The sequence below is a fragment of the Streptomyces sp. NBC_00178 genome (assembly GCF_036206005.1).
In the GTDB taxonomy this organism is placed as follows: domain Bacteria; phylum Actinomycetota; class Actinomycetes; order Streptomycetales; family Streptomycetaceae; genus Streptomyces.
Map to the genome: position 1 here is coordinate 3,135,795 of NZ_CP108143.1, position 25,477 is coordinate 3,161,271.

The window sequence follows — 25,477 nt, forward strand, 5'->3', positions numbered from 1 at the left end:
ATCATGGGGTGTAAGCCCAGGTCGGAGCCGTACGGAACATCTCTGGGGTGGGGACTTCACGATGCGCGACACGATGCGGACCTGGATACCGGCAGTCCTCGCGGCGACGGTGCTGGCCGGCTGTTCCTCACCGTCGGACGGCGGTAGCCACGCGGGTCCGGGCGCCGGCAAGAACGGGGACAGCGCGCCCGCCCGGGCCGCGGAGAGCGCACCCGCGAAGAAGGGCGGCTCCCTCGGCGGCGCGGGCACCGCGTGTGAGCTGCCCGTCACCTTCGACCTGGCCGTGGACTGGAAGCCCCAGGCGGTGGAGGTGGAGCCCGGCTCCGACCTGGCCGCCCTCGGGCAGCAGGGCGCGGCCACGATGGTCTGCGAGATCGACGCCAAGCCGGCCGGGAACATCGGCTACCTCCGGGTCTGGCAGGGCAAGGGCGCCTCCACCACCCCCCGCGCGGCGCTGGAGGACTTCGTGTCCGGTGAGGAGAACGCGACCGGGGCCTCCTACAAGGAGACCGAGGCGGGCGCGGTGCCCGCCGTGGAGGTCACCTACATCGTCGGGGCCGAGCTGCTGGACGAGCGGAAGACGGAGCGGGCCTTCGCGGTCGCCACCCCGAAGGGCCCGGTCGTGGTGCACCTGGGCGGTCTGGACTCCACGGAGCACCGGGAGATGCTCCCGGCGTACGAGCTGGCGAGGAGCACGTTGAAGCTGGGCTGACGGGCGGCCGCCTGGCCCGGAGTGACGTTCGTCTGGGACGAGTCGGCCTGGGAGGACGACGTCCGGTGGCAGGCCCAGGACCGGAAGATCCTCAGGCGGATCGACAGCCTGCTCCAGGATGTCGCCCGGAACGGCAACGAAGGCATCGGCAAGCCCGAGCCCCTGGAACACGGCTTCCAGGGATTCCGGTTCCGCCGCATCACCGCGGAACACCGCCTGATCTACAAGGTGGTCGACGACGAGGTCCGCATCGCCGCCTGCCGCCACCACTACGGCTCCTGACCACAGCCCGGGCGCTGGTGTGCACGGCGGTCGGCAGTGCGGGTGCGGCACTCCGGTGAACAGGGTTCAGGCGGCACCGGCCCCGACGACCGTGGCTCCGGGGGCCGGCGACAGCGCCACCCGGGCACTGCGGCACGTGCCCGACGCCAGCAGTGCGTCGGCCACCTTGTGCGCCGACTCCTCGTCCGCGACGAGGAACGCCGTGGTCGGACCGGAGCCCGAGACCAGGGCGGCCAGGGCGCCCGCCCCCATGCCGGCGGCGAGGGTGTCGGCCAGCGAGGGGCGCAGGGAGAGCGCCGCGGCCTGGAGGTCGTTGCCGAGGGCGTCCGCCAGCGCGGTGGCGTCACCCGTGCGCAGGGCGTCGAGCAGCGCGGCCGACGCGGCGGGTTCGGGGACGCCGGTGCCCGCGGTGAGGCGGTCGAACTCGCCGTACACGGCCGGGGTGGAGAGCCCGCCGTCGGCGACGGCGAACACCCAGTGGAACGTGCCGCCGACCTCGACGGGGGTCAGCCGTTCGCCCCGGCCGACCCCGAGGGCCGCTCCGCCGATCAGGCTGAACGGCACGTCGCTGCCCAGTTCGGCGCAGATCTCCAGGAGCTCCTGCCGGGACGCGCCGGTGGACCACAGGGCGTCGCAGGCCAGCAGTGCGGCGGCACCGTCGGCGCTGCCGCCCGCCATACCGCCCGCGACGGGGATGTCCTTGGCGATGTGGATGTGCACGTCCGGCGCGATGCCGTGCCGGGCCGCCAGCGCGATCGCGGCGCGCGCCGCGAGGTTGGTGGCGTCGAGCGGTACCTGCGCGGCGTCCGGCCCGGAGCAGGTGACGCGCAGCGCGTCGGCGGGGGTGACGGTGACCTCGTCGTAGAGGCCGACGGCGAGGAAGACGTTCGCCAGGTCGTGGAAGCCGTCGGGCCTGGGGGCGCCGACGGCGAGCTGGGCGTTGACCTTGGCGGCCACGCGGACGGTGACGCTCACTCGCTGCTCCCGGAGGTCCCGGCGTCCGGCTGCCCGGCGCCCGACGGTGCGCCGTCCGACGGTGCGCCGCCCGACGGCTTGTTCTCGGCGATGGCGGCGAACTCCTCGACGGTGAGCGACTCGCCCCGGGCCTGCGGTGAGACGCCCGCCGCGACCAGGGCCTCCTCGGCCGCCGGGGCGGAGCCCGCCCAGCCGGCGAGGGCGGCGCGCAGTGTCTTGCGGCGCTGGGCGAAGGCCGCGTCGACCACGGCGAACACCTCGGCCCTGCTCGCGGTGGTACGGACGGGCTCGGCGCGGCGCACCAGGGACACGAGCCCGGAGTCGACGTTCGGCGCGGGCCAGAACACCGTGCGGCCGATCGACCCGGCGCGCTTGACGTCGGCGTACCAGTTCGCCTTCACCGAGGGGACGCCGTAGACCTTGTTGCCCGGCCGGGCGGCCAGCCGGTCCGCGACCTCGGCCTGCACCATCACGAGCGTCCGCTCGATCGTGGGGAAGCGCTCCAGCATGGTGAGCAGCACCGGCACGGCGACGTTGTAGGGCAGGTTCGCGACGAGTGCGGTCGGCGCCGGGCCGGGCAGTTCCGTCACGAGCATCGCGTCCGAGTGGACCAGGTCGAACCGGCCGGCCCGCTCCGGCAGGCGCGCGGCGACGGTGGCCGGCAGGGCGCCCGCGAGCACGTCGTCGATCTCGACGGCGACGACCCGGTCGGCCGCCTCCAGGAGGGCCAGGGTCAGCGAACCCAGGCCGGGCCCGACCTCGACCACCACGTCGTCGGGCCGCACCTCGGCGGTCCGTACGATCCTGCGGACCGTGTTGGCGTCGATGACGAAGTTCTGGCCGCGCTGCTTCGTGGGGCGTACGCCCAGCGCTGCGGCCAGCTCGCGGATGTCTGCGGGGCCCAGGAGGGCGTCGGGCTCTGTGGTGCTCACCCGTTAAGCCTACGGCCGCCGCGGGGCCCGGGGACCGCCACCCGGCCCCGGCCCGCGCGCCTCCCGCCGGACGACGACCTCGTCCCCGTCGTCCAGTCCGGTGCCCGGTGCGGGGGCGACGACGTCACGGGTGCCGACGACGACGCCCTCGGAGTCGAGGAGTTCCCCGACGTCGTCGGCGAAGGTGTGCAGGGTGCGCGACGAGCCGTCGACGCTGACCTGGACGGCCTTGTCCTGGGCGAGGAACGCGGCGGTGCCGCCGGTCAGGACGGCGACGACCAGGGCCCGGGGGACGAGCCGCCGCAGGCTCTCCGGGGCGCCCCGCCGGGCGGCCCGGTGCCCGCCGCGCCGGCGTCGCGGGGCCGGTTCGTCCCGGGGTGCCGCGGGGCGGGGCACCAGCGGCGTGTCCAGCATCGTCGGGACGTGCACCTGCGAACGGGCCGGCCACAGGGCGGCGACGATCGTCCGCTCCTCGTGGAAGGACAGCGACGGGGCGGGCCGCGGCGGCGCGGGGGCCGGGACCCTGACAGGGGCCTGGACCGTGCGCCGACTGCCGCGCGGTGCGCGGTGACTGCCCTGCGAATGGCCCACGACGCTCCAGAAGCTCCGGCCTGCCGACCCCGTTGCGCGGGCACGATAACCGAGGAGAGGTCACCCTCCAAAGTCGTACGATTACCCAACGTGTCGGGAGCGGACCTCCCGGCGGGCCGCGAGGGGCAGGCCGGGTCCGGAGCCGGGGTCAGAAGTCGAACGCCCGCGCGGTGTTGTCGTAGACGGCGGCGGCCAGGGCGTCCTCGTCGGTGCCCCGCACCTCGGCCATCGCGCGCAAGGTGACCGGAATGAGGTAGGGCGCGTTGGGCCGGCCGCGGTACGGCGCGGGCGTGAGGAACGGCGCGTCGGTCTCGACGAGCACCAGCTCGGCCGGAGCGACGGCCAGCGCGTCCCGCAGCGGCTGCGCGTTCTTGAAGGTCACGTTGCCGGCGAACGACATGAAGTAGCCGGCCGCCGCGCAGATCCGGGCCATCTCGGCGTCCCCGGAGTAGCAGTGGAAGACGGTCCGCTCCGGTGCCCCCGCGTCGGCGAGGATGCGCAGCACGTCCGCGTGGGCCTCCCGGTCGTGGATGACCAGGGCCTTCCCGTGCCGCTTCGCGATCTCGATGTGCGCCCGGAAGGACTCCTCCTGGGCGGCCATGCCCTCGGGGCCCGTACGGAAGTAGTCCAGGCCGGTCTCGCCGACGGCGCGGACGTACGCGAGTGCGGCCAGCGCGTCGATCTCGGCGAGCGCCTCGTCGAGTGCGGCCCTGCCGCCGGGCTCCCGCGCACCCTGGCGGGCCGACCCCTCGGGGTCCCCGTGGACGATGCGGGGCGCCTCGTTGGGGTGGAGGGCCACCGAGGCGTGGACGGACGGGTGGACGGCGGCGGTCTCGGCGGCCCATTGCGAGCCCTTCACGTCGCAGCCCACCTGGACGACGGCGGTGACGTTGACCGCCGCGGCGCGGGCCAGGCCCTCCTCGACGGTTCCGTCCTGCATGTCCAGGTGGGTGTGCGAATCGGCGACCGGAACCCTGAGGGGTTCGGGCAGCGGCGGGGCTTCGGTACGGCTCATGCCCCGACTCTACGAGGGCACGGGCCGTCCCTCTCACCGGCGGTGGAAGGGGCGCAGCAGGTCGGACAGGTGCCAGTGGTGCGCACCGGGCGCGGGGGTCCGCACGGCCGCGACGGCCATCTCCTCCTCGGCCTCGCCGCCGCTCTCGGGCGGAAGCGGCGCCTGCGGGGGCCGGAGCAGCTGCTGGACCGAGGAGACCCGGCCGGCGCGCATGATCCGGACCACATGGCCGCCGCAGTTGGCGCAGGAGGGAGTGGACAGCGGCGAGGGCACGCGCTCCCCGTCCGCCTTGTAGACCACGAAGGCGTTGCCCGAGCCGTCGACGTGGTGCTCTATCTGGTAGGCCTGCTCCCAGCCGTGCCCGCACCTCATGCAGGCGAACGCGTACGCCTCGTGCACGGTGGTTGCTGCGATCTCACTCATGCCTGCTCCCTTGTCAGCGGAGAAGCACTCCGGACAAGCACTCCGGATGGTGCGTTCCACCCTCAAGTGGACGCCTCCACGACCGGCGACGCACCAGGTCTGCCGAGTGTTGGAACGGTTTTGGCCGATCCATGGACAAAGGGGCCGGAACGCGGTTCGGGCTTTACATTTCAGGCTAGTCCCTTGCCCTCCGCCTGGCCGGTCCGAGCCGCGTTCTTTGCCGCGACCACCGCATCGAACACCTCGCGCTTGGGCAGCCCCGCATCGGCGGCGACCGCCGCGATGGCCTCCTTGCGCCGCTCCCCCGCCTCCTCGCGCACCTGCACCCTGCGCACCAGCTCGGCGGCGTCCAGTCCCTCGTTCCCCGAGTCCGTCGCGCCCTCGACCACGACGGTGATCTCACCACGCACGCCTTCCGCCGCCCAGACGGCCAGGTCGCCGAGGGAGCCGCGCTTCACTTCCTCGTACGTCTTGGTCAGCTCGCGGCACACGGCCGCCCTGCGGTCCGCGCCGAACACCTCGGCCATCGCGGCCAGGGTGTCGTCCAGCCGGTGCGGGGCCTCGAAGAAGACCATCGTGCGGCGCTCGTCCGCGACCTCGCGCAGCTTCCCGAGCCGCTCCCCCGCCTTGCGCGGCAGGAATCCCTCGAAGCAGAAGCGGTCCACGGGCAGGGCCGACAGGGCGAGCGCGGTCAGCACCGCCGACGGGCCCGGTACGGCGGTGACCTTGATGTCCCGCTCCACGGCGGCGGCCACGAGCCGGTAGCCGGGGTCGGAGACGGACGGCATGCCCGCGTCGGTGACCAGCAGGACGCGCGCGCCGCCGGCCAGAGCCTCGACGAGCTCCGGCGTACGCGCCGACTCGTTGCCCTCGAAGTAGGAGACGACACGTCCCGTCGTGTGGATGCCCAGCGCCTGGGTCAGCCGGCGCAGCCGCCGGGTGTCCTCGGCGGCCACGACGTCGGCCGTCTCCAGCTCGGCGGCGAGCCGTGGCGGGGCGTCCGCCACGTCGCCGATGGGGGTCCCTGCGAGTACGAGCGTTCCAGTCGATCCAGTCACATCGGCCATCCTCCCAGCACGGGCGGCACCACTCGCACAGAAGCGTTCCCTACGATGGCGCGGTGACGAGTACTGCGCCCGAAGCCCAGCAGGGCAACGACGCCGGGGATCACACCGGCGACCAGCCGCCTTCCTGGCAGCAGCGGCTGCGCCGCTTCGGCCATTCCCCACGGCCGGAGACGGGGCTGCGCGAGCGCCTGGTCCCGCCGTACGCCCGCCCGGGCGACCGGTTCTGGAGCGTCCTCGCGGTGCCCGCGGACCGGGCGGACCGCCTGGTGCGCTGGTCCGCCTGGGGAGGTCCGCTGCTGGTGGCGCTGGTCGCCGGCGTGCTGCGGTTCTGGAACCTGGGCAGCCCCAAGGCGGTGATATTCGACGAGACGTACTACGCCAAGGACGCGTGGGCGCTCATCAACCAGGGGTACGAGGGCGCCTGGCCCAAGGACATCGACAAGAAGATCCTCGCGGACCCGTCCTCGGTCGCCGTCCCGGTGGACCCGGGCTACGTCGTCCATCCCCCGGTCGGCAAGTGGATCATCGGGATCGGCGAGCAGCTCTTCGGCTTCACCCCGTTCGGCTGGCGCTTCATGGTGGCGCTGCTCGGCACCCTCTCGGTCCTGATGCTGTGCCGCATCGGCCGGCGCCTGTTCCGCTCGACGTTCCTGGGCTGTCTCGCCGGCACGCTGCTGGCCGTGGACGGGCTGCACTTCGTGATGAGCCGCACCGCGCTGCTCGACCTGGTGCTGATGTTCTTCGTGCTGGCCGCCTTCGGCTGCCTCCTCGCCGACCGGGACTGGTCCCGCCGCAGACTGGCCGCCGCGCTCCCGGTGGACGAGGACGGAATCCTGCGGCCGGACACCCACGTAGCCGAAACGCTCCGCCTGGGCTGGCGTCCGTGGCGGCTCGCGGCCGGGCTGATGCTCGGCCTGGCCTTCGGCACGAAGTGGAACGGGCTGTACATCCTGGCCGCGTTCGCGGTGATGGCGGTGCTCTGGGACGTCGGCGCACGGCGCACGGCGGGCGCGGTACAGCCGTACCGGGCCGTGGTCCTCCACGACCTGCTCCCGGCCTTCGTCTCCACGGTGCCGGTCGCGATCGGCACGTACGTCCTGTCCTGGACGGGCTGGATCGTCACGGGCAAGGGCTACTACCGCAACTGGGCGGCCACCCAGGGCAAGGGCGGAAGCTGGACGTGGCTCCCCGACTGGCTGCGCAGCCTGTGGCACTACGAGTACCAGGTCTACGAGTTCCACATCGGCCTCACGTCCGGCCACACCTACCAGTCCAACCCGTGGAGCTGGCTCGTGCTGGGCCGCCCCGTCTCGTACTTCTACGAGGAGGAGCCGGGCTGCACCGCCTCGGCGACCGGCAAGTGTGCCCGCGAGGTCCTGGCACTGGGCACCCCGGTCCTGTGGTGGGCGGCGTGCGTGGCGCTGCTGTACGTCCTGTGGCGCTGGTTCTTCCGCCGCGACTGGCGGGCGGGCGCGATCGCGTGCGGCGTGGCGGTGGGCTGGCTGCCCTGGCTCCACTACCAGGAGCGGACGATCTTCCTCTTCTACGCGGTCGTGTTCGTCCCGTTCCTCTGCCTCGCGGTCACGATGATGATCGGCGCCCTGCTGGGCCCGGCGGCCGGCACCGGCACGAGGCACCGCCTGGGCCTCACCAAGGCGGACCCCACGGGCGAACACAGACGCATGCTGGGCGCGATCGCGGCGGGCGTGCTGGTGCTGCTGATCATCTGGAACTTCATCTACTTCTGGCCGATCTACACGGGCACGTCGATCCCTGACGACGCCTGGCGCGACCGGATGTGGCTGGACACCTGGGTGTAGCCGCGGAGACACACGCGAAAGGCCCGGCGCCCCCTCAGGTGCCGGGCCTTCGTCATATGTGGTGGCGGACCCTCTCGGCCCGGGACGCTCCCCGACGGCCCGCGAACGGCCCGTGCGCAAGCGCGCCCGGGGCCCGGGGCCCTCGGACCGCGCCGCCCGTCAGCCGGCCGCGGCGACGAGCTGTGCCGCCACCTCCGCCGGAGTGGGCATCGCGGCGATCTCGTCCCTCAGACGCTGTGCCGCGACGGTGAATCCGGGGTCCGACAACAGCCGCTCGACAGCCGCCGCGACCTCCTCGGGGGACACCTGGTCGCCCACGGGCAGGACCAGTCCCGCTCCGGCGGCCTCGAGTCGCTGTGCCCAGCCCTGCTGAGTCGGCCTGTCCGGCACCACGACGGCGGGGATACCACGCGCCGCCGCACCGAACGTGGTGCCTGAGCCACCGTGGTGCACGACGACCGAGACACCGTCGAGCAGTTCCGCGGCGGGCACGAACACCACCAGTTCCAGCCGGTCCGGATCCAGCCCGAACCCCTCCGGCGGCGCCGGGTTGCCCGAAGTCGTCGCCACCAGGTCCACGTCAAGGGTGCTGAGCGACCTGAGCAGCGAGCCGAGTCGCTCCATCTCGTTCGATCCGGTGCTGAAGCTGACCAGCACCCGGGGCCGGCCGGTGAGCGCGGCCCGCTTCACGGGAGGCACCCCTTCGGGGGCCTGATGGGGCTCGGGCCGCAGCACCTTGCGCTCCACACCCGGTACCTCGGCGGCGCCGTGCAGGCTGGGCGGGCAGAGGTCCAGCAGCCATCGACCGGACAGCGCGTCGACCGGCGCCTCCAGGCCACGCACGAGAAAGCGTGAGCCTACCGAGGTGGCCAGCGCCTCGAGCAGGTCCGGCTCCAGTGCCGGATCGGTGGCGATGACAGCGGACGGCAGCTTGAGCGTGGCGGCGACCATCGGCCCCAGGAAATCGCAGCGCTCCGACACGATCATGTCGGGCGCCCAGGAGCGCGCGGCGACGAGGGCGTCGTCCGCGCCGAGGTCGAGTCGCACCCCGGCGAAGAACTCGGCGACGAACTGGGGAGACTCGCTCGTCAGCCCCTCCGCGCCGATCCGCTTGATCGCCTCGGTGAGCATCTCCACCTTGTCCGGGCCGACGGCAATCAGGTCAAGGCCCTCGGACTCCACGGCACTTGCCATCGGCGCGGCCGAAGCGAACGCGACGACATGACCTTGCTTCCGGAACTCCCGCGCCAGCGGCAGCATCGGTAAAAAGTGCCCCAGAAGGGGGGTGGTGAACATGAGAATACGCATGTGCGCACGCTACAACATTACTTGTTATGTCAATTACATGCTCACACAGACGAGTTGGGCGACACGGCCGGACCCGCGTCCGCCGAGCGGTGGCCACGGAACCGCCCACCGGAAAGCGCTCTCAGGCACCGCGTCGCGGTCCTGTAACAACCACCTCAGGCTTCACTTCCGTCACGTAGGGTGGCTATGACAGCTCTCTTGAACGTGTTCAAGGGAGGCTCCTGGGGAGGGGATCACGCAATGCGCAGTGGAGCGAAAGTCGCCGTCATCGGCGGGGTGTTCGTGCTCGTGAGCGGAGGGCTCGGCTACGGCGTGTACAGCGTGGTCCTGGGCGGCGGGGGCATCGGGACCGCTTCCGCGTCGTCCGAGGTCAAGACCGGCCCCCCGGGGCAGGAAGAGATACGGGCGACCGCCAAGGACTTCCTCGCGGCGTGGGCGTCCGGCGACGGGGCCGCCGCCTCGCTGCTCACGAACAACGAGGCCGCCTCCGAGCCGCTCCTGACCGGCTTCGCCGAGGACGCCCACGTCACGAAGGCCGTCATCACACCCGGCCCGCCCGTCGGCGCGAAGGTGCCGTACACGGTGAAGGCGACGGTGTCCTACGACGGGAAGACCAAGCCCTGGTCGTACGCCTCCGAACTGACCGTGGTGCGGGGGCTGACCACCGGCAAGGCGCTCGTCGACTGGAAGCCCACGGTGATCCATCCGCAGCTCACCGAGGGCGCGACCCTGAAGACGGGCGAGTCGGAGACCGCGGCGATCGAGGCGGTGGACCACAACGGCAAGGTGCTGGACAAGGAGACGTACCCGTCGCTCGGGCCGATCCTGGACACCCTGCGTGAGAAGTACGGCGACAGCACCGGGGGTTCCCCGGGCATCGAGACCTGGATCGAGCCCGAGGGCGGGTCCGCGGCGAACACCACGCTCCTGACGCTCGCCGAGGGGAAGCCGGGCAAGCTGCAGACCACGCTCGACGCCGGCGCCCAGGCCGCGGCGGAGAAGGCGGTCAAGAAGTTCAGCCAGGCCTCCGTGGTCGCCGTGCGGCCCTCGACGGGCTCGATCCGCGCGGTCGCCAACAACCCGGCGACCGGCTTCAACGCCGCGATGCAGGGCACCCAGGCGCCCGGCTCGACGCTGAAGATCGTCACCGCCGCGATGCTCCTGGAGAAGGGTCTCGTCTCGGCGAACCGGCCGACGGAGTGCCCCAAGGAAGCGCTGTACCAGGGCCGCACCTTCCACAACCTGAAGTACTTCGAGCTTCCCGCCTCCACCAACTTCACCACCAGCTTCGCCCGTTCCTGCAACACCGCCTTCATCAAGCTGATCGACGACACCAAGGATGACGCGGCCCTCCCCAAGGAGGCCCGGGACGTCTTCGGGATCGGGCTGGACTGGAAGACGGGCATCGCCTCCTTCGACGGCAAGGTGCCGGACGAGACCGGCGGTGAGGCCGCGGCCCAGTACATCGGCCAGGGCACCGTCCAGATGAACGCGCTCAACATCGCGTCCATCACCGCCACCGCCCGCACCGGCACCTTCCACCAGCCGGTGATCGTCCCGCAGTCCGTGGACGACCGGCAGATCGCCACCGCGTCCCGTTCGCTGCCGCAGAACGTCACCCGGCAGCTGAACGACATGATGCGGGCCACCGCGTCCTGGGGCACCGGCCAGGCGGCCATGGCCTCCGTGGGCGGCGACAAGGGCGCCAAGACGGGATCGGCGGAGGTCGACGGACAGGGCACGTCCAACAGCTGGTTCACCGGCTTCAGCAACGACCTCGCCGCCGCCGCGGTCGTCCAGTCCGGCGGTCACGGCGGTGACGCCGCAGGCCCCGTCGTCGCCTCCGTGCTGCGCGCCGGGTCGTAGCCCGGGCGGGATACGACCCTGCGCGCCGGGTCGTAACCCGGGCGGGGGCGGCGGGGTACGACGACGGAAGAGGCCGCCCGGAAGCGGGGTGACGATCCGCACAGCCGCCGGAATCGCTGTGGTGTGCACGCGGTCCCGTTCAGTAGCGTGCGGGTCATGAGCACTCCCGACCCGACCCCGGCGACCACCTCGACCCTCGCCCACCCCCTGTTCGCCGATGCCCTGCGGGAACTCGGCCTCGACGTGGAGGTGCGCCGCTTCCCCGAAGCCACGCGCACCGCGGCCGAGGCCGCCGACGCCGTGGGCTGCGAGCTCAGCCAGATCGTCAAGTCCCTGATCTTCGAGGCGGACGGCGTTCCCGTCCTGGTGCTGATGGACGGCTCCTCGCGGGTGGACGTGGAGCTCGTGCGGGCCGAGCTGGGGGCCGGAAAGGTCGAGCGGGCCCGCGCCGCCCTCGTCCGGGAGACCACCGGCTACGCGATCGGCGGCGTACCGCCCTTCGGCCACCGCACGAAGACCCGCGTGCTGGCCGACCGGGGGCTGCTGGGCCACCCGGCGGTGTGGGCGGCGGCGGGCACCCCGCACACCGTCTTCCGGCTCGACCCCGCCACCCTGGTCGAACTGGCGGGCGGCTCCCTGGTGGACGTGCGCGAGCGGACCGCGTGACCCCCTGGGTGGCGGCGGCGGTGCTGGCCGCCGCGATCACGCACGCGAGCTGGAACGCCATCGCCCATGCCATACGCGACCAGTTGCTCTCCTTCACCCTGATCTCCGGCGGCGGCGCGCTGATCGGGGCCGTGCTGGTCTGCTTCGCACCGCTGCCCGCCGCAGCCGCCTGGCCGTACCTGCTCGTCTCCGCCGGTCTGCACGTGGCGTACATGCTGCTGCTGATGCGCTCGTTCACCCTGGGCGACTTCGGCCAGATGTACCCGATCGCCCGGGGCACTGCCCCGCTGGTCGTGACGGTGCTCGCGGCCGTGTTCGTCGGCGAACGTCCCGACGGCTGGGCGACGGCGGGCGTGGCGGTGGCCTCGGCGGGGCTCGTGGGGCTGGCGCTGTGGGGGATCCGCGGATCCGGCAGCCGCCCCCACTGGCCCGCCGTCCTTGCGGCCCTCGCCACCGGTCTGGCCATCGCGGGCTACACGACGGTCGACGGGGTCGGGGTGCGCGCGTCGGGGACACCGATCGGCTACATCGGCTGGCTCATGATCGCCGAGGGCGTGGCCATCCCGGTGTACGCCGCTCTGCGCCGGCGGAGCGAACTCCTGCCGAGCCTGCGGCCGTTCGTGGCGCGCGGACTGCTGGGCGCGGCGCTCTCGGTCGCCGCGTACGGGCTCGTCCTGTGGGCGCAGACGAAGGCACCGCTCGCCCCGATCGCCGCGCTCCGCGAGTCCTCGATCATCGTGGGTGCCGCGATAGGGACGCTGTTCTTCAAGGAGAAGTTCGGCGGCCCCCGGATCGCGGCGGCCGGACTGATGGTGGTCGGCATCGGGCTGATGCTCCACACGAGTTGACCCCGGCCTCACCGGGGCCTGTGCCTCGCTCCGCCCCGGCCCTCCCCCGGCATCCGTCACCCGTCACCCGTCACCCGTCACCCGTCACCCGGATGCGGCGGCGGACACGGCAGCAGAGGCGGCCAGTTCCACGACCACCTCGTCGTCCTCGACGGCGTCCGTCGGCAGGTAGCCGAGCGACGTCCAGAGCGCCGCCGCAGCCGTGTTGGCCGGGTCGTACGACAGCCGGATGACCTCGCAGCCGTCCCGGCCCGCCAGCCACGCGGCGAGCGTGCGCGCGGCGGCGCATCCGATGCCCGTGCCCTGCTCGGGGCCGTCGACCAGCACGCCGCCGATCCAGTACGAGCCGTCCTCGTCCCGCGCCCACATGACGTGGCCCAGCGCGAGTTCACCGGCGTACACGGCGAAGGAGTGCCAGGTGTCCTCGCGTGAGCTGAGGAGCAGGTAGCGGGCGGCGAGGGCGGGGGCGAAGTCCCTCTGGGTGTCGAGCGGGGCGACGTCGGCGACCGCGCGCCAGTTGCCGTCGGTCACCTCGCGCAGGGTGACGCCCCGTCCGGTCCGGTCGGTGAAGCCGTGGTCGATCATCCCGGGAGAGTAAGGCGCGGGCCGCCCCGCCGCCAGCGGTTTACTCCTCGCCCGTCATCGCCTTGCGGAAGCCCGTGTTGACGCCGAGGAGGCCGCCGTCGACGCGGAGCGTCGTTCCGGTGATCCACGCCGCGTCCCGGGAGGCGAGGAAGGCGACGGCGGACGCGATGTCGTCCGGCTCGCCGATCCGTCCGAGCGGGTAGAGCGCGGAGGCCCGCTTCAGTTCGGCGTCGCGGCCCGCCCAGGCGTCGGTACGGACCGTCCCCGGCGCGACGAGGTTGACGCGGACGCCCCGCGGTCCCGCGTGGCCCGCGAGGGTGCGGGTCAGGCTCGCCAGGCCCGCCTTGGCCGCGCTGTAGGCGTGACCGCCGAAGTCCTGCTCGCCGTTGACGGAGCCGATGGTGACGATCGCCCCGCGGCCGGACGAGACCAGGTGCGGCAGCGCCGCACGGGAGCAGCGGTAGGGGCCGCTGAGGGTGATGTCGAGGGTGTGGTTCCAGGACGCGTCGTCCTCGTCCTCGAAGAGCGCGGCGTCGTCGTGGTTGGCGTAGGCGTTGTTGACCAGGACGTCGAGCCGGCCGAAGGCGGCGACCGCGTGCGCGACGGCGGCCTCGACCGCCGTGCGGTCGCCGACGTCGCAGGCCAGGGATTCGGCGGTGCCGCCCGCCTCGCGTATCCCGTCCGCCGTGCGTGCGGCGCGGTCCGCGTCCAGGTCGGTGACCAGGACGGCCGCGCCCTCGGAGGCGAGCCGGCGTGCGGTGGCGGCTCCGATGCCCTGTCCCGCGCCGGTGAGGAGAGCGGCGTACCCGTGGAAGCGTGGTGGTGTCATAGCGCCGACCGTACTGCCCTGACCAGGGCCTGGGCACGGGGGTCGGCGGTGACTCCCTTCTGCAGACCGTTCGTCACATATCCCAGCGCGATGCCCGATTCGGGATCGGCGAAGCCGAGCGAACCGCCGCGGCCGGGGTGGCCGAACGAGCCGGGGCCCAGGAGCGGTGCGGCCGGGCCGTGGAGCATGTAGCCGAGTCCGAAGCGGGTGCTGACGACGAGCACCCGGTCGGGTCCGGCCGACTCCTCGGTACGGGCCAGGGTGAGGGTGGCGGGGGCGAACAGCCGCTGTCCGTCGACCTCGCCGATCATCGCGGCGTAGCAGCGGGCGAGGCCGCGCGCGGTGGCGACGCCGTTGGAGGCGGGGAGTTCGGCCGCGCGGTAGGCGGGGTCGTTCTCGTCGGGGAAGGGGTCGATCGCCCCGAAGGCGCGGCGGGTGAGCGAGGAGGGATCGGCGTAGGCGTCGACGACCGAGCGTTTGGGGCGTACGCGCAGGGTTCCGCCGCCTTCCGCGGGCGGGGCCTCGACGGGGCCGATGCGCCCGATCCGGTGTGCCTCGTCCGCGGGGAGTCCGAACCAGAAGTCGAGGCCGAGCGGGCGGGCGATCTCCTCGGCGACCCAGCGTCCGATGGTGCGCCCGGTGACCCTGCGGACCAGTTCGGCGACGAGCCAGCTGAACGTCTGCGCGTGGTAGCCGTGGTCGGCGCCGGGCTCCCAGAAGGGCTCCTGTGCTGCGACGGCGCGCGGCCCGGACGCCTGGTCGGCCGCCTGCGCGGGTGTCAGCGTCACGTCGAGCGCGGCGAGCCCGGCGCGGTGGGCGAGGAGATGGCGTACGAGGACGCGTTCCTTGCCCTTCGCCTTGAACTCGGGCCAGTAGGTGCCGACGGGGGCGTCCAGGTCCACCTGGCCGCGCTGGTGCAGCATCAGCGGTACGGCGGCGGCGACACCCTTGCCCGCCGAGCGGACGATCTGGACGGTGTCCACGGCCCAGGGTTCGTTGCCGTCCACATCCCTCGTGCCGGCCCACAGGTCGACGACCTTGCGGCCGTGGCGGTAGACGGCGACGGCCGCTCCCCGCTCCCCGCGCTGCTCGAAGTTACGGACGAAAGCGTCCCGTACCGCCTCGAATCCCGGCGCCACAGTGCCCCGTACGTCCACGCCTGCTCCCGCGCTCCCGCTCATCCCCCCATGGTGCATCCCGCCGCAGGTGGCGTGGGGGGCGGGTCACCCTCTGTTCACGCATGCGGAACGGACACGGAACGCGGGTCGAAGCCGAAGGGCAGCTCCAGCCGGTGCCGTCGCATGAGCGCGTCGTCGCCCAGCAGGTCCTGCGTGCGGTCGTCGGCGGTGATCACCCCGTCGCTGAGGATCACGGCCCGGGGGCAGAGTTCGAGGGCGTACGGCAGGTCGTGGGTGACCATGAGGACGGTGACGTCCAGGGCGCGCAGGATGTCGGCGAGTTCACGCCGGGAGGCGGGGTCCAGGTTGGAGGACGGCTCGTCCAGGACGAGGATCTCCGGCTCCATCGCCAGCACGGTGGCGACCGCGACCCGGCGGCGCTGGCCGAAGGAGAGGTGGTGCGGGGGCCGTGCCGCGAAGTCCTCCATGCCGACCCGCTTCAGGGCGGTCATGACCCGGTCCTCCAGCTCGGGTCCGCGCAGCCCGGCCGCTGCCGGACCGAAGGCGACGTCCTCGCGCACGGTCGGCATGAACAGCTGGTCGTCGGGGTCCTGGAAGACGATGCCGACGCGGCGCCTGATCTCCGCCAGGTTCTTCTTCTCCACGGGCATCCCGGCGACCCGGACGGTTCCGGCGCCCGCGTCGAGGATGCCGTTGAGGTGGAGGACGAGGGTGGTCTTGCCCGCGCCGTTGGGGCCGAGCAGCGCGACGCGCTCGCCGCGTGCGACGGTCAGGTCGACGCCGAACAGGGCCTGGTGGCCGTCCGGGTAGGCGTAGGCGAGGCCGCTGACCTCGAGGGACGGGGCGGGCGTGGTGGTCGGGCTCATACGGTCCATCCCAGCAGACACACGACGAGGGCGAGCAGGGGGAGTGCCGCCGCGTGCGCCCACTGGGCCCGGGAGGCGGTCACCTCGTCGATGACGGGCATGCTGCCGGTGTAGCCGCGGCTGACCATCGCGAGGTGGACGCGCTCGCCCCGCTCGTACGACCTGATGAACAGGGCGCCCGCGGTCTTGGCGAGGACACCCCAGTGGCGTACCCCTCGCGCCTCGAAGCCGCGGGAGCGCCGGGCGATCGACATCCGGCGCAGCTCGTCGGTGATGACGTCGCCGTACCGGATCATGAAGGACGCGATCTGGACGAGCATGGGGGGCAGCCGCAGCCGCTGGAGGCCGAGCAGCAGGGCGCGCAGTTCGGTGGTGGAGGCCAGGATCACCGAGGCGGCGACGCCCAGGGTGCCCTTCGCGAGGACGTTCCAGGCGCCCCAGAGTCCGGGCACGCTGACGGAGACGCCGAGGAGTTCGGCCTGCTCGCCGGGTACGACGAAGGGCATGAGCAGCGCGAACGCCACGAACGGCACCTCGATGACCAGCCGCCGCAGCAGGAAGCCCGCGGGGATCCGGGCCACCGCGGCGACGGCGGCGAGCAGCGCGGCGTAGAGCGCGAAGGCCCAGACGGCCTCGCGCGGCGTCGATACGACGACCACGACGAAGCCGACGACCGCGGCGAGCTTGCAGTGCGGGGGGAGACCGTGCACGGGCGAGTGACCGTGCCGGTAGAGCTTGTGCGCGTGCCCGGCTCCCATGTCAGACGGACTCGGCGGTGCGGGCCACGGGCGCGTCGGGCGTGCTGCGACGGCGTACCGCCCAGAACACCCCGCTGCCTACGGCGACGGTGACGCCGACGCCGATCACTCCGGCGAGACCTCCGGAGATCCGGGCGTTGCCGACGTCCTTGACGCCGTAGTCGGCGAGCGGGGAGCCGGCGGCGTCGTGCTCCTGGACCTTCCGGTCGATGCCCTTGTCGGCGGCGACCTTCTCCAGGCCGTCGGGGCTGGCGGAGGCGTAGAAGGAGACGAAACCGGCGAGGACGAGCGCGGCGGCCAGCCCGGCGGCCCAGACCTTGCGCGTCGACCGGGTGGCGGGGGCGGGCACGGGGGCGGCGGCCGGGGCGTCGACGAGTTCGCCGTCGACCCGGAGCTTCAGCGGGGCCGAGAGGCCGCGGGCCCCGTGCACCAGGTCGGGGCGGACGGCGAGCACGGCGCCGACGGTCAGAGCGGTGATCACCGCCTCACCGATGCCGATCAGGACGTGGACGCCGACCATGGCCGTCAGGACCTTGCTCACGGGCACGTCGGTGGTGCCTCCGATCGCGTAGATCAGGGTGAAGACGACGGCCGCGGCGGGCACCGAGACCAGCGCGGCGACGAAGGAGGCGGTGGTCGTCGAGCGCCGGGTGCGGGGCAGCACGCGGGTCAGCCCGCGGAAGAGGGCGTAGGCCACGACGGTGGTGACGACACCCATCACCGTGATGTTGACGCCGAGCGCGGTGAGCCCGCCGTCGGCGAAGAGGACGCCCTGCATGAGCAGGACGACGGCTATGCAGAGCACCCCTGTGTAGGGGCCGACCAGGATCGCGGCGAGCGCTCCCCCGAGGAGGTGTCCACTGGTCCCGGCGGCGACCGGGAAGTTCAGCATCTGCACGGCGAAGATGAACGCGGCGACGAGTCCGGCGAGCGGGGCCGTGCGCTCTCCCCCGAGTTCACGACGGGCGCCGCGGAGACTGACGGCGACCGCACCCGCGGCGACGACGCCCGCGACGGCGGAGACGGGTGCGTTGATGAATCCGTCGGGTACATGCATGGAGTGGCTCCGCTTCGGGCGTGACATCGGGCGGGGTCGGGAACCGCTCAATGATAGGGCCCTGTTGCAAAGTGTTCGCAAGAGCGCAGGGACGACAACTCATCCACTCCCGAAATGCCCAAATGGGAAAATATGGGACATTAGGGAGAGAGATCTTCACACAGGAGGAGCCGGCCCATGTCCCTCGTGATCCAGCAACACATACGTGCCCGGCTCATCACGGACGGCCCCGACCCGCGGCCGGTCCCGCTCGACCTGCGCTACGACTCCGACGACCCGAAGCACGTCCGGGTGCGCCTCCCCGGCGGCGTCGACTGGACCTTCGGCATCGATCTCCTGGAACGCGGGCTGCGCGCCCCCGTCACCCGCGGGGACGTCCGCACCTGGCCGTGCGGCCGGGCCCAGCTGGTCCTGGAGCTGCACTCGGCCGACGGCGTCGCCGTCTTCCAGCTCGACAACGCCCCGCTGATCCGCTTCCTGGCCCGCACCCGCGCCCGCACCACCGGGACGCGCAAGACGGCCGCCCCCGCCGCCACCCGCGCCCGCGCCTGACCTCGTCCGCGTCCGCGCACGACGAGAGCCCCCGCGCCGCGTGCACGGGGGCTCTCTGTCGCTCCGGTCACCCGTCCCCACAGGTGACCGGCGCACCGGGGCCCGCGTTCCGCTCGGACGCGGACCCCGGGGTCCGTGAGGCCCGGCCCCTCGAGGCCCGGCCCGCCCGTCAGACGCCCACCAGCTCCCGCTGCCCGCCGCCCTCGGACGGGCCGCCGGAGACGTCCTTGCGCAGACCCTCGCCCTCCACGTCGACGTTGGGCAGGATCCGGTCCAACCAGCGCGGCAGCCACCAGGCGCGCCTGCCGAGCAGGGCGAGCACCGCGGGCACGATGGCCATCCTGACCACGAAGGCGTCGAAGAAGACGGCGATGGCGAGCGAGAAGCCGATCATCTTGATCATCGACTCACTGGAGCCGATGAAGCCGGCGAAGACCGCCATCATGATCACTGCCGCGGCGGTGACGACCCTGGCCCCGTGACGGAAGCCCGTCACGATCGCCTGGCCCGGCGACTCGCCGTGGACGTACGCCTCGCGCATGCGCGTGACCAGGAAGACCTCGTAGTCCATCGCCAGTCCGAAGACCACGCCGACCATGAAGATCGGCATCATGCTCATGATCGGACCGGTCTGCTCGACGCCGAGGAGCGAGCCGAACCAGCCCCACTGGAAGACCGCGACGACCGCGCCCAGCGCCGCGACGACCGAGAGCAGGAAGCCCAGAGCCGCCTTCAGCGGGACGAGCAGCGAGCGGAAGACCACCATCAGGAGCAGGAAGGCCAGTCCGACGACGAGCGCCAGGTAGGGCAGCAGGGCGGCGTTCATCTTCTCGGAGAAGTCGATGTTCATCGCGGTGGCGCCGGTGACCAGCACCTCGGCACCCGTGTCGTCCTTGATCCCATCGCCCGCGTCACGGATGGCGTGGACGAGGTCCTCGGTCTCCGTGGAGCTCGGCCGGTCCTTCGGGATGACCGTGATGGTGGCGGCGTCACCGGCCTTGTTGAAGGTGGCCGGGGTGACGGCGGCGACGTGGCCGATGCCTTCGATCTCCTGGGAGACCCGGTCGACGGCGGTCCTGCCGTCCGAGGCGCCCTTCGTGTCCACCACGACCAGCAGCGGACCGTTGAAGCCCGGACCGAAGCCGTCCGACAGCATGTCGTACGCCTGGCGCTGCGTGGTGCTCTTCGGCTGCGAGCCGTCGTCCGGCAGACCCATCTCCAGCGAGGTGGCCGGCAGGGCGACGGCACCGAGGCCGATGACACCCACCAGCAGCACCCACACCGGCCGGCGCAGCACGAACCGCGCCCAGCGGGTGCCCATGTTCGGCTTCGCCTCGGGCTTGTTCTCCGCCTCGGCGGCCCTGCGCGCCCTGCGTCCCATGACCCGCTTGCCCGCGAAGCCCAGCAGCGCCGGGACGAGCGTCAGCGCGATGAGTACGGCGATCGCGACGGTGCCGGCCGCGGCGAAGCCCATCTTCGACAGCATCGGGATGTTGACGACGGCCAGGCCGACCAGGGCGATGACGACCGTCAGACCGGCGAAGACCACGGCGGACCCGGCGGTGCCCACGGCCCGCCCGGCGGCCTCCTCCCGCTCCCGTCCCTCGGCCAGTTCGGCGCGGTAGCGGGAGACGATGAAGAGCGCGTAGTCGATGCCGACCGCGAGGCCGATCATCATGGCGAGCGTGGAGGTGGTGGAGCCCAGGTCGAGCACGTTCGCCAGGGCGGTGATGAGCGAGACGCCGATCCCGACGCCGATGAGCGCGGTGAGCAGCGGCAGCCCCGCAGCGATCAGCGAACCGAAGGTGATCACCAGCACCACGGCGGCGATGGCGACGCCGATGATCTCGGTGGCGCCGGTCTCCGGCATCACCTGGAGCGCGTCACCGCCGATCTCCACGGTCATCCCGCCGCTCTGCGCGGCCTCGCCCGCGTCCTCCAGCGCCTCCCGCGTCCCGTCGGTCAGCTCCATCGAACTGACCTTGTAGGACACGGAGATGTAGGCGGTGGAGCCGTCCTGGCTCACGGCCTTGGCGGCGAAGGGGTCGGCGACCGAGGCGATCTGGTCCGAACCGGACTTCAGTTCGCCGACGATCTCCTTGATCTCGGCCTTGTTGGCCGACGCGGTCACCTTCTCGCCCTCGGGGGCCTTGAAGACGACACGGGCGGTCGCACCGTCGGCGCTGCCGCCGGGGAAACGTTTCTCCAGTAGATCGAACGCCCGCTGGGCCTCCGTGCCGGGGATCGAGAAGGAGCTGGAGGTGGCGGTGGACGCGGAGGCGGCGCCGAAACCGGCAAGCGCCAGCAGCGCCACCCAGACCAGTGCGACGTAACGGCGTCGCCGGAAGGCGATTCGTCCTAGTTTATACAGGAATGTGGCCACGGGGGTGTACTCCCGGTCGGGTCGTTGAGTGGAAAAGGGCGTGAGGAACCAGCCCGACGACGAGAGCGGCGTGTCAGGTGGAGCGTCGGGGAGAGGGCCGTACGGGAGGAGCGGGGACGTCAGACGCCGAGGGCGGGGAACACCACGGATTCGACGTAGTCGGTGAGGAACGCCTGGTCGACGGGCTGGTGGTCGACCAGCTCCCGAGCGGCGAACGCGCCGATCATCATGTGGGGCACGTAGGGAAGCGCCGGATTGTCCGCACGCACTTCCCCTCTGTCCACGGCTCGCTGGAGCAGCGCCCCGAGACCGGTCATCTCCGGCTCGATCAGCAGTTCCCGCAGCGCCTGGAACAGATCGGGGTTGTTGTGGATGGCATGGCTCAGACCCCGCAGCAGTGCGGAGTTCTTCTCCATCTGGCAGTCGTCCGTGCGCGTCATCACGGCGAGGAAGTCACCGCGCAGCGATCCGGTGTCGACATCGGCGAGGTGCACCGGCTTGTCGTTGCGGAGGGCTTTGACGACCAGCTCGGGCTTGCTCCCCCACTGGCGGTAGAGGGTGGCCTTGCTGGAACGGGTGCGGGAGGCGATGGCGTCCATGGTCAGGGCTTCGTAGCCGACCTCGCCGAGCAGGTCGAGCACGGCGGTGTACAGCTCGCTCTCGCGTTCCGGCGTGAGCCTGCTGCCTGCCATGTGACGGCCTCCTCCCCTGTGTGTGCCTGCTGGATCGTACGTCAGTCGATGATCAACAAGGCGAACGAAACTGTTTCGTACACCTTGAAGATACTCCCCCCTCCTAGCGAAACGAAACAGTTTCGCTTGTGCGCTGCACCACAAGTTGCCGGGGGCCACTCGCGCGGAAAGCATGGGAGGGTGAGTGACGATGCCGCGTATCTCCGCTTCCCGCACCTCCACGAGGACATGCTCTGCTTCGCGGCGGAGGACGATCTCTGGGTCGCCCCTCTGGCCCCGGAGGGGCGGAGACCGGGCCGGGCGTGGCGACTGACCGTCGACCGGACGAGGGTCAGCCATCCCCGTTTCTCGCCCGACGGCAGCCGTATCGCCTACACGACCTGGCGCACGCTCGATCCGGAGATCCACCTCGTGCCCGTCGGCGGCGGGCCCGCCCGCAGACTCACCTACTGGGGGTCGACCGACGCGCGCGTGTGCGGTTGGAGCCCCGACCCCGGGGACGACTCCTGCCAGATCCTCGCGGTGTCCTCGCACGGCCAGCCGTTCTCGTACTTCTCGTGGGCCTACAGCGTCCCCACCGACGGCAGCCCCGGCGGCAAACTCCCCTGGGGGCCGGTGTCCGACATCGCGGTCGCCGACGTCGACGGCGAGCGGCGCACCCTGCTGCTCACCGGCAAGCCCCCGCACGAGCCGGCGGCCTGGAAGCGGTACCGGGGCGGCGCGACGGGCCGGCTGTGGCTGCACGGCGAGCGGCTGCTGCCCGGCATCGGCGGACATCTGGAGGCGCCCATGTTCGTCGGGCGCCGCATCGCCTTCCTCTCCGACCACGAGGGCGTGGGCAACCTGTACTCGTGCCTGATGGACGGCACCGGCCTGCGCCGGCACACCGACCACGACGCGTTCTACGCCCGGCACGCGTCCAGCGACGGCCGTCGTGTCGTCTACCAGTGCGCGGGCGATCTGTGGCTGGTCGACGACCTGGAGTCGCCGGACGCGAGGCCGCGCAAGCTGGAGGTCCGGCTCGGCGGGCCGCGCACCGGGCGGCGGCCCTACCAGGTGCCCGCCGCCGCCCACGTCGACGCGCTGTCCGTGGACGAGACGGGCCGGGCGAGCGCCGTCTCCGTGCGCGGCAGCCTGTACTGGCTCACGCACCGCGACGGCCCGGCCCGCACCATCACGGACACCCCGGGGGTACGCGCCCGGCTGCCCGAGATGCTCGGCAGCAGCGGCCAGGTCGCGTACGTCACCGACGCCGAGGGAGAGGACGCCGTCGAGATCGCCTCGCTCCCCCGGGCGACCGGCGACCGTCCGCACCGACGGCTCGCCGCTGGGCGCCTGGGCAGGGTCCTGGAGCTCATCTCGGACCCGGAGGGCGAGCGGCTGGCCATCGCCTCGAACGACGGCAGACTCCTGCTGCTGGACACCGCGGACGACTCCCTGGACACGGGGGGCGACTCCCTGGACGCCGGGGTCGGCCCCCCGGACCCGGCCGAACCGGAGGACAGGCCCCGTCTCAGGCTTGCATCGGGCGGGGCGGCAGGAGCGGCAGCGGCGGCCGATGAGGTGCGGGAGGCCGAGGACTCCGGGGCGGCCGGGGAGGCGCGGGAACCCGGGGAAGCGGAGGAACCGGCGCCGGCCGAGGAGGCCGAGGGAGACCTCACCGAGCTGATCCGGTCCGTGAACGGACCCGTGCGCGACCTGGCGTTCTCCCCCGACGGCAACTGGCTGACCTGGTCGCACCCCGGCGTCGGCCGCTCGCTCCGGCAGATCAAACTGGCGCGGATCACCGGCCCCGGAGCCCCGGTGATCGTGGACGTCACCAACGGCCGCTTCGAGGACGAGAACCCGGTCTTCACCGGCGACGGCCGGTACCTCGCCTTCCTCTCCTGGCGCGGATTCGACCCGGTGTACGACGTCCACACCGGCGACCTGTCCTTCCCGCTGGGCTGCCGCCCCTATCTGGTCCCGCTCTCCTCGGCCACCCCCTCGCCCTTCGCGCTGCTGCCCGACGGCCGGCCCGCGGCCGGCGGCCTGGACCCGGTGGACATCGCCGAGGGCGCGGTCGAAGGGCCCACGGTCACCGTGGAGTTCGAGGGCCTGGAGAGCCGGGTGACCCCCTTCCCCGTCTCCGCGTCGAAGTACTCCGCGCTGGAGGCCGTGAGCGGCGGCGGCCTCGTCTGGCTGCGCTGGCCGATCTCCGGCGCGCTCGGCGAGACCTTCGCCAACCCGGCCGACATGTCGGGCCGCCCGACGCTGGAGCACTTCAACATCGCCAAGGCCCGCAGGACCGAACTCGTGGGCCATCTCGACTGGTTCGCGATCAGCGGTGACGCGTCACGGCTGGTCGTCATGGACGACGGCGAGCTGCGGGCCGTTCCGTCCAACGAACCCGGGGACAACGACTCGACGGTCTACATCGACCTGCGCCGCATCCTGCACGAGGTGGACCCGGCGGCGGAGTGGCGCCAGGCCTACGGCGAGGCCGGGCGGCTCACCCGGGCCTACTTCTGGGAACCGGACATGTGCGGCATCGACTGGGACGGCGTGCTGGACCAGTACCGGCCGCTGCTCGAACGGGTCTCCTCCCCCGACGAGTTCGCCGATCTGCTGCGCGAGGTCCTGGGCGAGCTGGGCACCTCGCACGCCTACGTCTCGCCCGCCCGCCGCAACGAGGGACCCCCGCACTACCAGCGGGCGATCGGCCTGCTGGGCGCCAACCTCGCGTGCCGGGACGGCGACTGGACGGTGCTGCGGATCCTGCCCGGCGACTCGTCCGACTCCAAGGCGCGTTCACCGCTCGCCGGCACGGGCATCCGCGAGGGCTTCGTCCTCACGCACGTCGACGGCCGGCCGGTCGACCCCGTGGCCGGCCCGTACCCACTGCTCACGGCGGCGGGCGGCACCACGGTGGAGCTGACGTTCCGCCCGCCGGACGGCGAGTGCGGGGGCCGGCCCCGCCGCATCGCGATCGTCCCCCTCGTCGACGAACGCCCCCTGCGCTACCAGGACTGGGTGGCCAAGCGGCGCGAGGTCGTACGGGACCTGAGCCACGGCAAGTGCGGGTACCTGCACATCCCCGACCTGGGTGGATCGGGCTGGGCCCAGTTCAACCGGGACCTGCGGCTGGAGGTCTCGCGTCCCGCCCTGATCGTGGACGTGCGGGGCAACGCGGGCGGCAACATCAGCGAGCTGGTGCTGGAGAAGCTCACCCGCACGATCCTCGGCTGGGACCTGACCCGCAACGCCCAGGCGGTGTCGTACGCGTCCAACGCCCCCCGCGGGCCGGTCGTCGCCCTCGCCGACGAGGCGACGTCCTCCGACGGGGACATGATCACGGCCGCCTTCCGCCTGCTGAAGCTGGGGCCGGTGGTCGGTCAGCGCACCTGGGGCGGCGTGGTCGGCATGACCGGACGCCACCGTCTCGGCGACGGCACGGTGATCACGGTTCCGATGAACGCGGCCTGGTTCGACACCTACGGCTGGTCCGTCGAGAACTACGGCGTCGAGCCGGACCTGGAGGCCCTGCGCACCCCGCTGGACTGGGCGGAGGGACGCCACGCGGTGCTGGACGACGCGGTCAGGGTGGCGCTGGACCTGCTGGCCGCACACCCGGCGGCCACCCCGCCCACCTACGGGTCCGTCCCGGACCTGCGCCGCCCGCCCCTCCCCCCGAGGTGACGCGGGCCGGCCGGTGCCCCGGGAACCGGCCGCCTGAACCGCGGCCACGGAACCGGCTCCACCGCGGCCACGGAACCGGCCCGTACGCACGAGAAGGGGTGCACCCGGCACCCGGGTGCACCCCTACCAACCGCAGACGCTCAGCGGCGTCGGCCGTCAGCGCTCAGAACGCTCACGCGCCTGGTCCGTCGCATCCTGCGCCCGGTTCCGGTCGCCGGGCCGACGGCCCTGCGCCTGATCCGCGGCGCGGCCCGGGGCGTTGGACGAGCGCTCGCGCGCCGCGTCACGCTTGCCGCCGCCGGCCTTCTGCTGCTTGGCCTGGTCGGCGAGCTCCTGGGCCTTGTCCTTGAACTGGTCTGCGATGCCCATGCTGTTCACTCCTATGTGGGTGCGTGGGGTTGACCCCGGTGGGGCCTCGCTCAGACTTACACAC

At 72.5% G+C, this 25,477-nt stretch carries 24 protein-coding genes; 8 read left to right on the plus strand and 16 right to left on the minus strand.

All coding sequences use genetic code 11. The annotated features are described in order from the left end of the window. Positions 1-61: 61 nt before the first annotated feature. Both OHT61_RS13420 and OHT61_RS13425 read left to right on the plus strand, forming a co-directional pair. Complete coding sequence (locus OHT61_RS13420; protein WP_329038147.1) at positions 62-712, plus strand: lipoprotein; 651 nt, start codon at positions 62-64, stop codon at positions 710-712. 21 nt (positions 713-733) lie between these two features. Then, the gene (locus OHT61_RS13425) at positions 734-994 is read left to right on the plus strand and encodes a Txe/YoeB family addiction module toxin (RefSeq protein ID WP_329038149.1); all 261 of its coding nucleotides are present in this window, start codon (positions 734-736) and stop codon (positions 992-994) included. A gap of 66 nt (positions 995-1,060) precedes the next feature. Here OHT61_RS13425 and OHT61_RS13430 read toward each other — a convergent pair whose 3' ends face one another. From OHT61_RS13430 to rsmI, 6 genes are all read right to left on the minus strand, one after another. After that, complete coding sequence (locus OHT61_RS13430; protein ID WP_329038152.1) at positions 1,061-1,969, minus strand: 4-(cytidine 5'-diphospho)-2-C-methyl-D-erythritol kinase; 909 nt, start codon at positions 1,967-1,969, stop codon at positions 1,061-1,063. Beyond that, positions 1,966-2,901, minus strand: coding sequence for a 16S rRNA (adenine(1518)-N(6)/adenine(1519)-N(6))-dimethyltransferase RsmA (rsmA, locus tag OHT61_RS13435; protein WP_329038155.1), 936 nt, complete (start codon positions 2,899-2,901; stop codon positions 1,966-1,968). The genes OHT61_RS13430 and rsmA overlap by 4 nt, the downstream gene beginning before the upstream one ends. Before the next feature lie 9 nt (positions 2,902-2,910). Continuing rightward, positions 2,911-3,492, minus strand: a complete 582-nt coding sequence (locus OHT61_RS32515) for a ubiquitin-like domain-containing protein (protein WP_443049428.1) — start codon at positions 3,490-3,492, stop codon at positions 2,911-2,913. Between the two features lie 148 nt (positions 3,493-3,640). Then, on the minus strand, positions 3,641-4,507 hold the full coding sequence (locus tag OHT61_RS13445; RefSeq protein ID WP_329038157.1) for a TatD family hydrolase: 867 nt from the start codon (positions 4,505-4,507) through the stop codon (positions 3,641-3,643). Positions 4,508-4,540: 33 nt separating this feature from the next. Then, positions 4,541-4,930, minus strand: a complete 390-nt coding sequence (locus OHT61_RS13450) for a hypothetical protein (protein WP_329038161.1) — start codon at positions 4,928-4,930, stop codon at positions 4,541-4,543. A gap of 170 nt (positions 4,931-5,100) precedes the next feature. After that, positions 5,101-5,997: a 16S rRNA (cytidine(1402)-2'-O)-methyltransferase gene (gene rsmI, locus OHT61_RS13455; RefSeq protein WP_329038164.1), complete on the minus strand. Its 897-nt coding sequence runs from the start codon at positions 5,995-5,997 to the stop codon at positions 5,101-5,103. Positions 5,998-6,050: 53 nt separating this feature from the next. Between rsmI and OHT61_RS13460 the strand changes: the two genes are divergently transcribed. Further along, positions 6,051-7,817: a dolichyl-phosphate-mannose--protein mannosyltransferase gene (locus tag OHT61_RS13460; RefSeq protein ID WP_329038166.1), complete on the plus strand. Its 1,767-nt coding sequence runs from the start codon at positions 6,051-6,053 to the stop codon at positions 7,815-7,817. Between the two features lie 159 nt (positions 7,818-7,976). Here OHT61_RS13460 and OHT61_RS13465 read toward each other — a convergent pair whose 3' ends face one another. Further along, entirely contained in the window at positions 7,977-9,125 is a 1,149-nt protein-coding gene (locus tag OHT61_RS13465) for a glycosyltransferase (protein WP_329038168.1), read from the minus strand. Positions 9,126-9,365: 240 nt separating this feature from the next. Between OHT61_RS13465 and OHT61_RS13470 the strand changes: the two genes are divergently transcribed. From OHT61_RS13470 to OHT61_RS13480, 3 genes are all read left to right on the plus strand, one after another. Further along, positions 9,366-10,991 (plus strand): penicillin-binding transpeptidase domain-containing protein, encoded by a 1,626-nt coding sequence (locus OHT61_RS13470; RefSeq protein ID WP_329038169.1) that lies wholly within the window; start codon positions 9,366-9,368, stop codon positions 10,989-10,991. Between the two features lie 156 nt (positions 10,992-11,147). Then, the gene (locus tag OHT61_RS13475) at positions 11,148-11,657 is read left to right on the plus strand and encodes a YbaK/EbsC family protein (RefSeq protein WP_329038171.1); all 510 of its coding nucleotides are present in this window, start codon (positions 11,148-11,150) and stop codon (positions 11,655-11,657) included. Continuing rightward, complete coding sequence (locus tag OHT61_RS13480) at positions 11,654-12,505, plus strand: DMT family transporter (RefSeq protein WP_329038173.1); 852 nt, start codon at positions 11,654-11,656, stop codon at positions 12,503-12,505. Before OHT61_RS13475 ends, OHT61_RS13480 begins: the two co-directional genes overlap by 4 nt. An 84-nt stretch (positions 12,506-12,589) precedes the next feature. Here OHT61_RS13480 and OHT61_RS13485 read toward each other — a convergent pair whose 3' ends face one another. The 6 genes from OHT61_RS13485 to OHT61_RS13510 form a co-directional block, all read right to left on the minus strand. Next, on the minus strand, positions 12,590-13,090 hold the full coding sequence (locus OHT61_RS13485) for a GNAT family N-acetyltransferase (RefSeq protein ID WP_329038175.1): 501 nt from the start codon (positions 13,088-13,090) through the stop codon (positions 12,590-12,592). Between the two features lie 40 nt (positions 13,091-13,130). Next, positions 13,131-13,919: an SDR family NAD(P)-dependent oxidoreductase gene (locus OHT61_RS13490; RefSeq protein WP_329038177.1), complete on the minus strand. Its 789-nt coding sequence runs from the start codon at positions 13,917-13,919 to the stop codon at positions 13,131-13,133. After that, positions 13,916-15,076: a serine hydrolase domain-containing protein gene (locus tag OHT61_RS13495; RefSeq protein ID WP_329043241.1), complete on the minus strand. Its 1,161-nt coding sequence runs from the start codon at positions 15,074-15,076 to the stop codon at positions 13,916-13,918. Before OHT61_RS13495 ends, OHT61_RS13490 begins: the two co-directional genes overlap by 4 nt. Positions 15,077-15,153: 77 nt before the next feature. Then, positions 15,154-15,924, minus strand: a complete 771-nt coding sequence (locus OHT61_RS13500; protein WP_443049429.1) for an energy-coupling factor ABC transporter ATP-binding protein — start codon at positions 15,922-15,924, stop codon at positions 15,154-15,156. Then, on the minus strand, positions 15,921-16,682 hold the full coding sequence (gene cbiQ, locus OHT61_RS13505) for a cobalt ECF transporter T component CbiQ (RefSeq protein ID WP_329038181.1): 762 nt from the start codon (positions 16,680-16,682) through the stop codon (positions 15,921-15,923). Before cbiQ ends, OHT61_RS13500 begins: the two co-directional genes overlap by 4 nt. Position 16,683: 1 nt before the next feature. Next, positions 16,684-17,739 carry an energy-coupling factor ABC transporter permease gene (locus tag OHT61_RS13510; RefSeq protein WP_329038183.1) on the minus strand — a complete coding sequence of 352 codons (1,056 nt, stop codon included), beginning with the start codon at positions 17,737-17,739 and terminating at the stop codon, positions 16,684-16,686. A gap of 177 nt (positions 17,740-17,916) precedes the next feature. On the opposite strand from OHT61_RS13510, the gene OHT61_RS13515 reads away from it, so the two are divergent. Beyond that, on the plus strand, positions 17,917-18,291 hold the full coding sequence (locus OHT61_RS13515; protein ID WP_329038185.1) for an SsgA family sporulation/cell division regulator: 375 nt from the start codon (positions 17,917-17,919) through the stop codon (positions 18,289-18,291). 169 nt (positions 18,292-18,460) lie between these two features. On the opposite strand, the gene OHT61_RS13520 is transcribed toward OHT61_RS13515, so the two are convergent. Continuing rightward, the gene (locus tag OHT61_RS13520; protein ID WP_329038186.1) at positions 18,461-20,674 is read right to left on the minus strand and encodes an MMPL family transporter; all 2,214 of its coding nucleotides are present in this window, start codon (positions 20,672-20,674) and stop codon (positions 18,461-18,463) included. A 119-nt stretch (positions 20,675-20,793) separates the two neighbouring features. Beyond that, positions 20,794-21,366, minus strand: a complete 573-nt coding sequence (locus tag OHT61_RS13525; protein ID WP_329038187.1) for a TetR/AcrR family transcriptional regulator — start codon at positions 21,364-21,366, stop codon at positions 20,794-20,796. Between the two features lie 180 nt (positions 21,367-21,546). Here OHT61_RS13525 and OHT61_RS13530 point away from each other — a divergent pair, with 180 nt between their 5' ends. Beyond that, positions 21,547-25,044, plus strand: coding sequence for a S41 family peptidase (locus OHT61_RS13530; protein WP_329038190.1), 3,498 nt, complete (start codon positions 21,547-21,549; stop codon positions 25,042-25,044). Between the two features lie 156 nt (positions 25,045-25,200). On the opposite strand, the gene OHT61_RS13535 is transcribed toward OHT61_RS13530, so the two are convergent. Further along, positions 25,201-25,413, minus strand: a complete 213-nt coding sequence (locus OHT61_RS13535) for a hypothetical protein (RefSeq protein ID WP_329038192.1) — start codon at positions 25,411-25,413, stop codon at positions 25,201-25,203. Between the last annotated feature and the right edge of the window lie 64 nt (positions 25,414-25,477).

Coding starts and splice junctions, on each gene's coding strand:
- OHT61_RS13420 (WP_329038147.1), top strand. CDS start 62: ATGCGCGACACGATGCGGACCTGGATACCGGCAGTCCTCGCGGCGACG.
- OHT61_RS13445 (WP_329038157.1), bottom strand. CDS start 4,507: ATGAGCCGTACCGAAGCCCCGCCGCTGCCCGAACCCCTCAGGGTTCCG.
- OHT61_RS13450 (WP_329038161.1), bottom strand. CDS start 4,930: ATGAGTGAGATCGCAGCAACCACCGTGCACGAGGCGTACGCGTTCGCC.
- rsmI (WP_329038164.1), bottom strand. CDS start 5,997: ATGGCCGATGTGACTGGATCGACTGGAACGCTCGTACTCGCAGGGACC.
- OHT61_RS13465 (WP_329038168.1), bottom strand. CDS start 9,125: ATGCGTATTCTCATGTTCACCACCCCCCTTCTGGGGCACTTTTTACCG.
- OHT61_RS13470 (WP_329038169.1), top strand. CDS start 9,366: ATGCGCAGTGGAGCGAAAGTCGCCGTCATCGGCGGGGTGTTCGTGCTC.
- OHT61_RS13475 (WP_329038171.1), top strand. CDS start 11,148: ATGAGCACTCCCGACCCGACCCCGGCGACCACCTCGACCCTCGCCCAC.
- OHT61_RS13485 (WP_329038175.1), bottom strand. CDS start 13,090: ATGATCGACCACGGCTTCACCGACCGGACCGGACGGGGCGTCACCCTG.
- OHT61_RS13490 (WP_329038177.1), bottom strand. CDS start 13,919: ATGACACCACCACGCTTCCACGGGTACGCCGCTCTCCTCACCGGCGCG.
- OHT61_RS13500 (WP_443049429.1), bottom strand. CDS start 15,924: ATGAGCCCGACCACCACGCCCGCCCCGTCCCTCGAGGTCAGCGGCCTC.
- cbiQ (WP_329038181.1), bottom strand. CDS start 16,682: ATGGGAGCCGGGCACGCGCACAAGCTCTACCGGCACGGTCACTCGCCC.
- OHT61_RS13510 (WP_329038183.1), bottom strand. CDS start 17,739: ATGCATGTACCCGACGGATTCATCAACGCACCCGTCTCCGCCGTCGCG.
- OHT61_RS13515 (WP_329038185.1), top strand. CDS start 17,917: ATGTCCCTCGTGATCCAGCAACACATACGTGCCCGGCTCATCACGGAC.
- OHT61_RS13525 (WP_329038187.1), bottom strand. CDS start 21,366: ATGGCAGGCAGCAGGCTCACGCCGGAACGCGAGAGCGAGCTGTACACC.
- OHT61_RS13535 (WP_329038192.1), bottom strand. CDS start 25,413: ATGGGCATCGCAGACCAGTTCAAGGACAAGGCCCAGGAGCTCGCCGAC.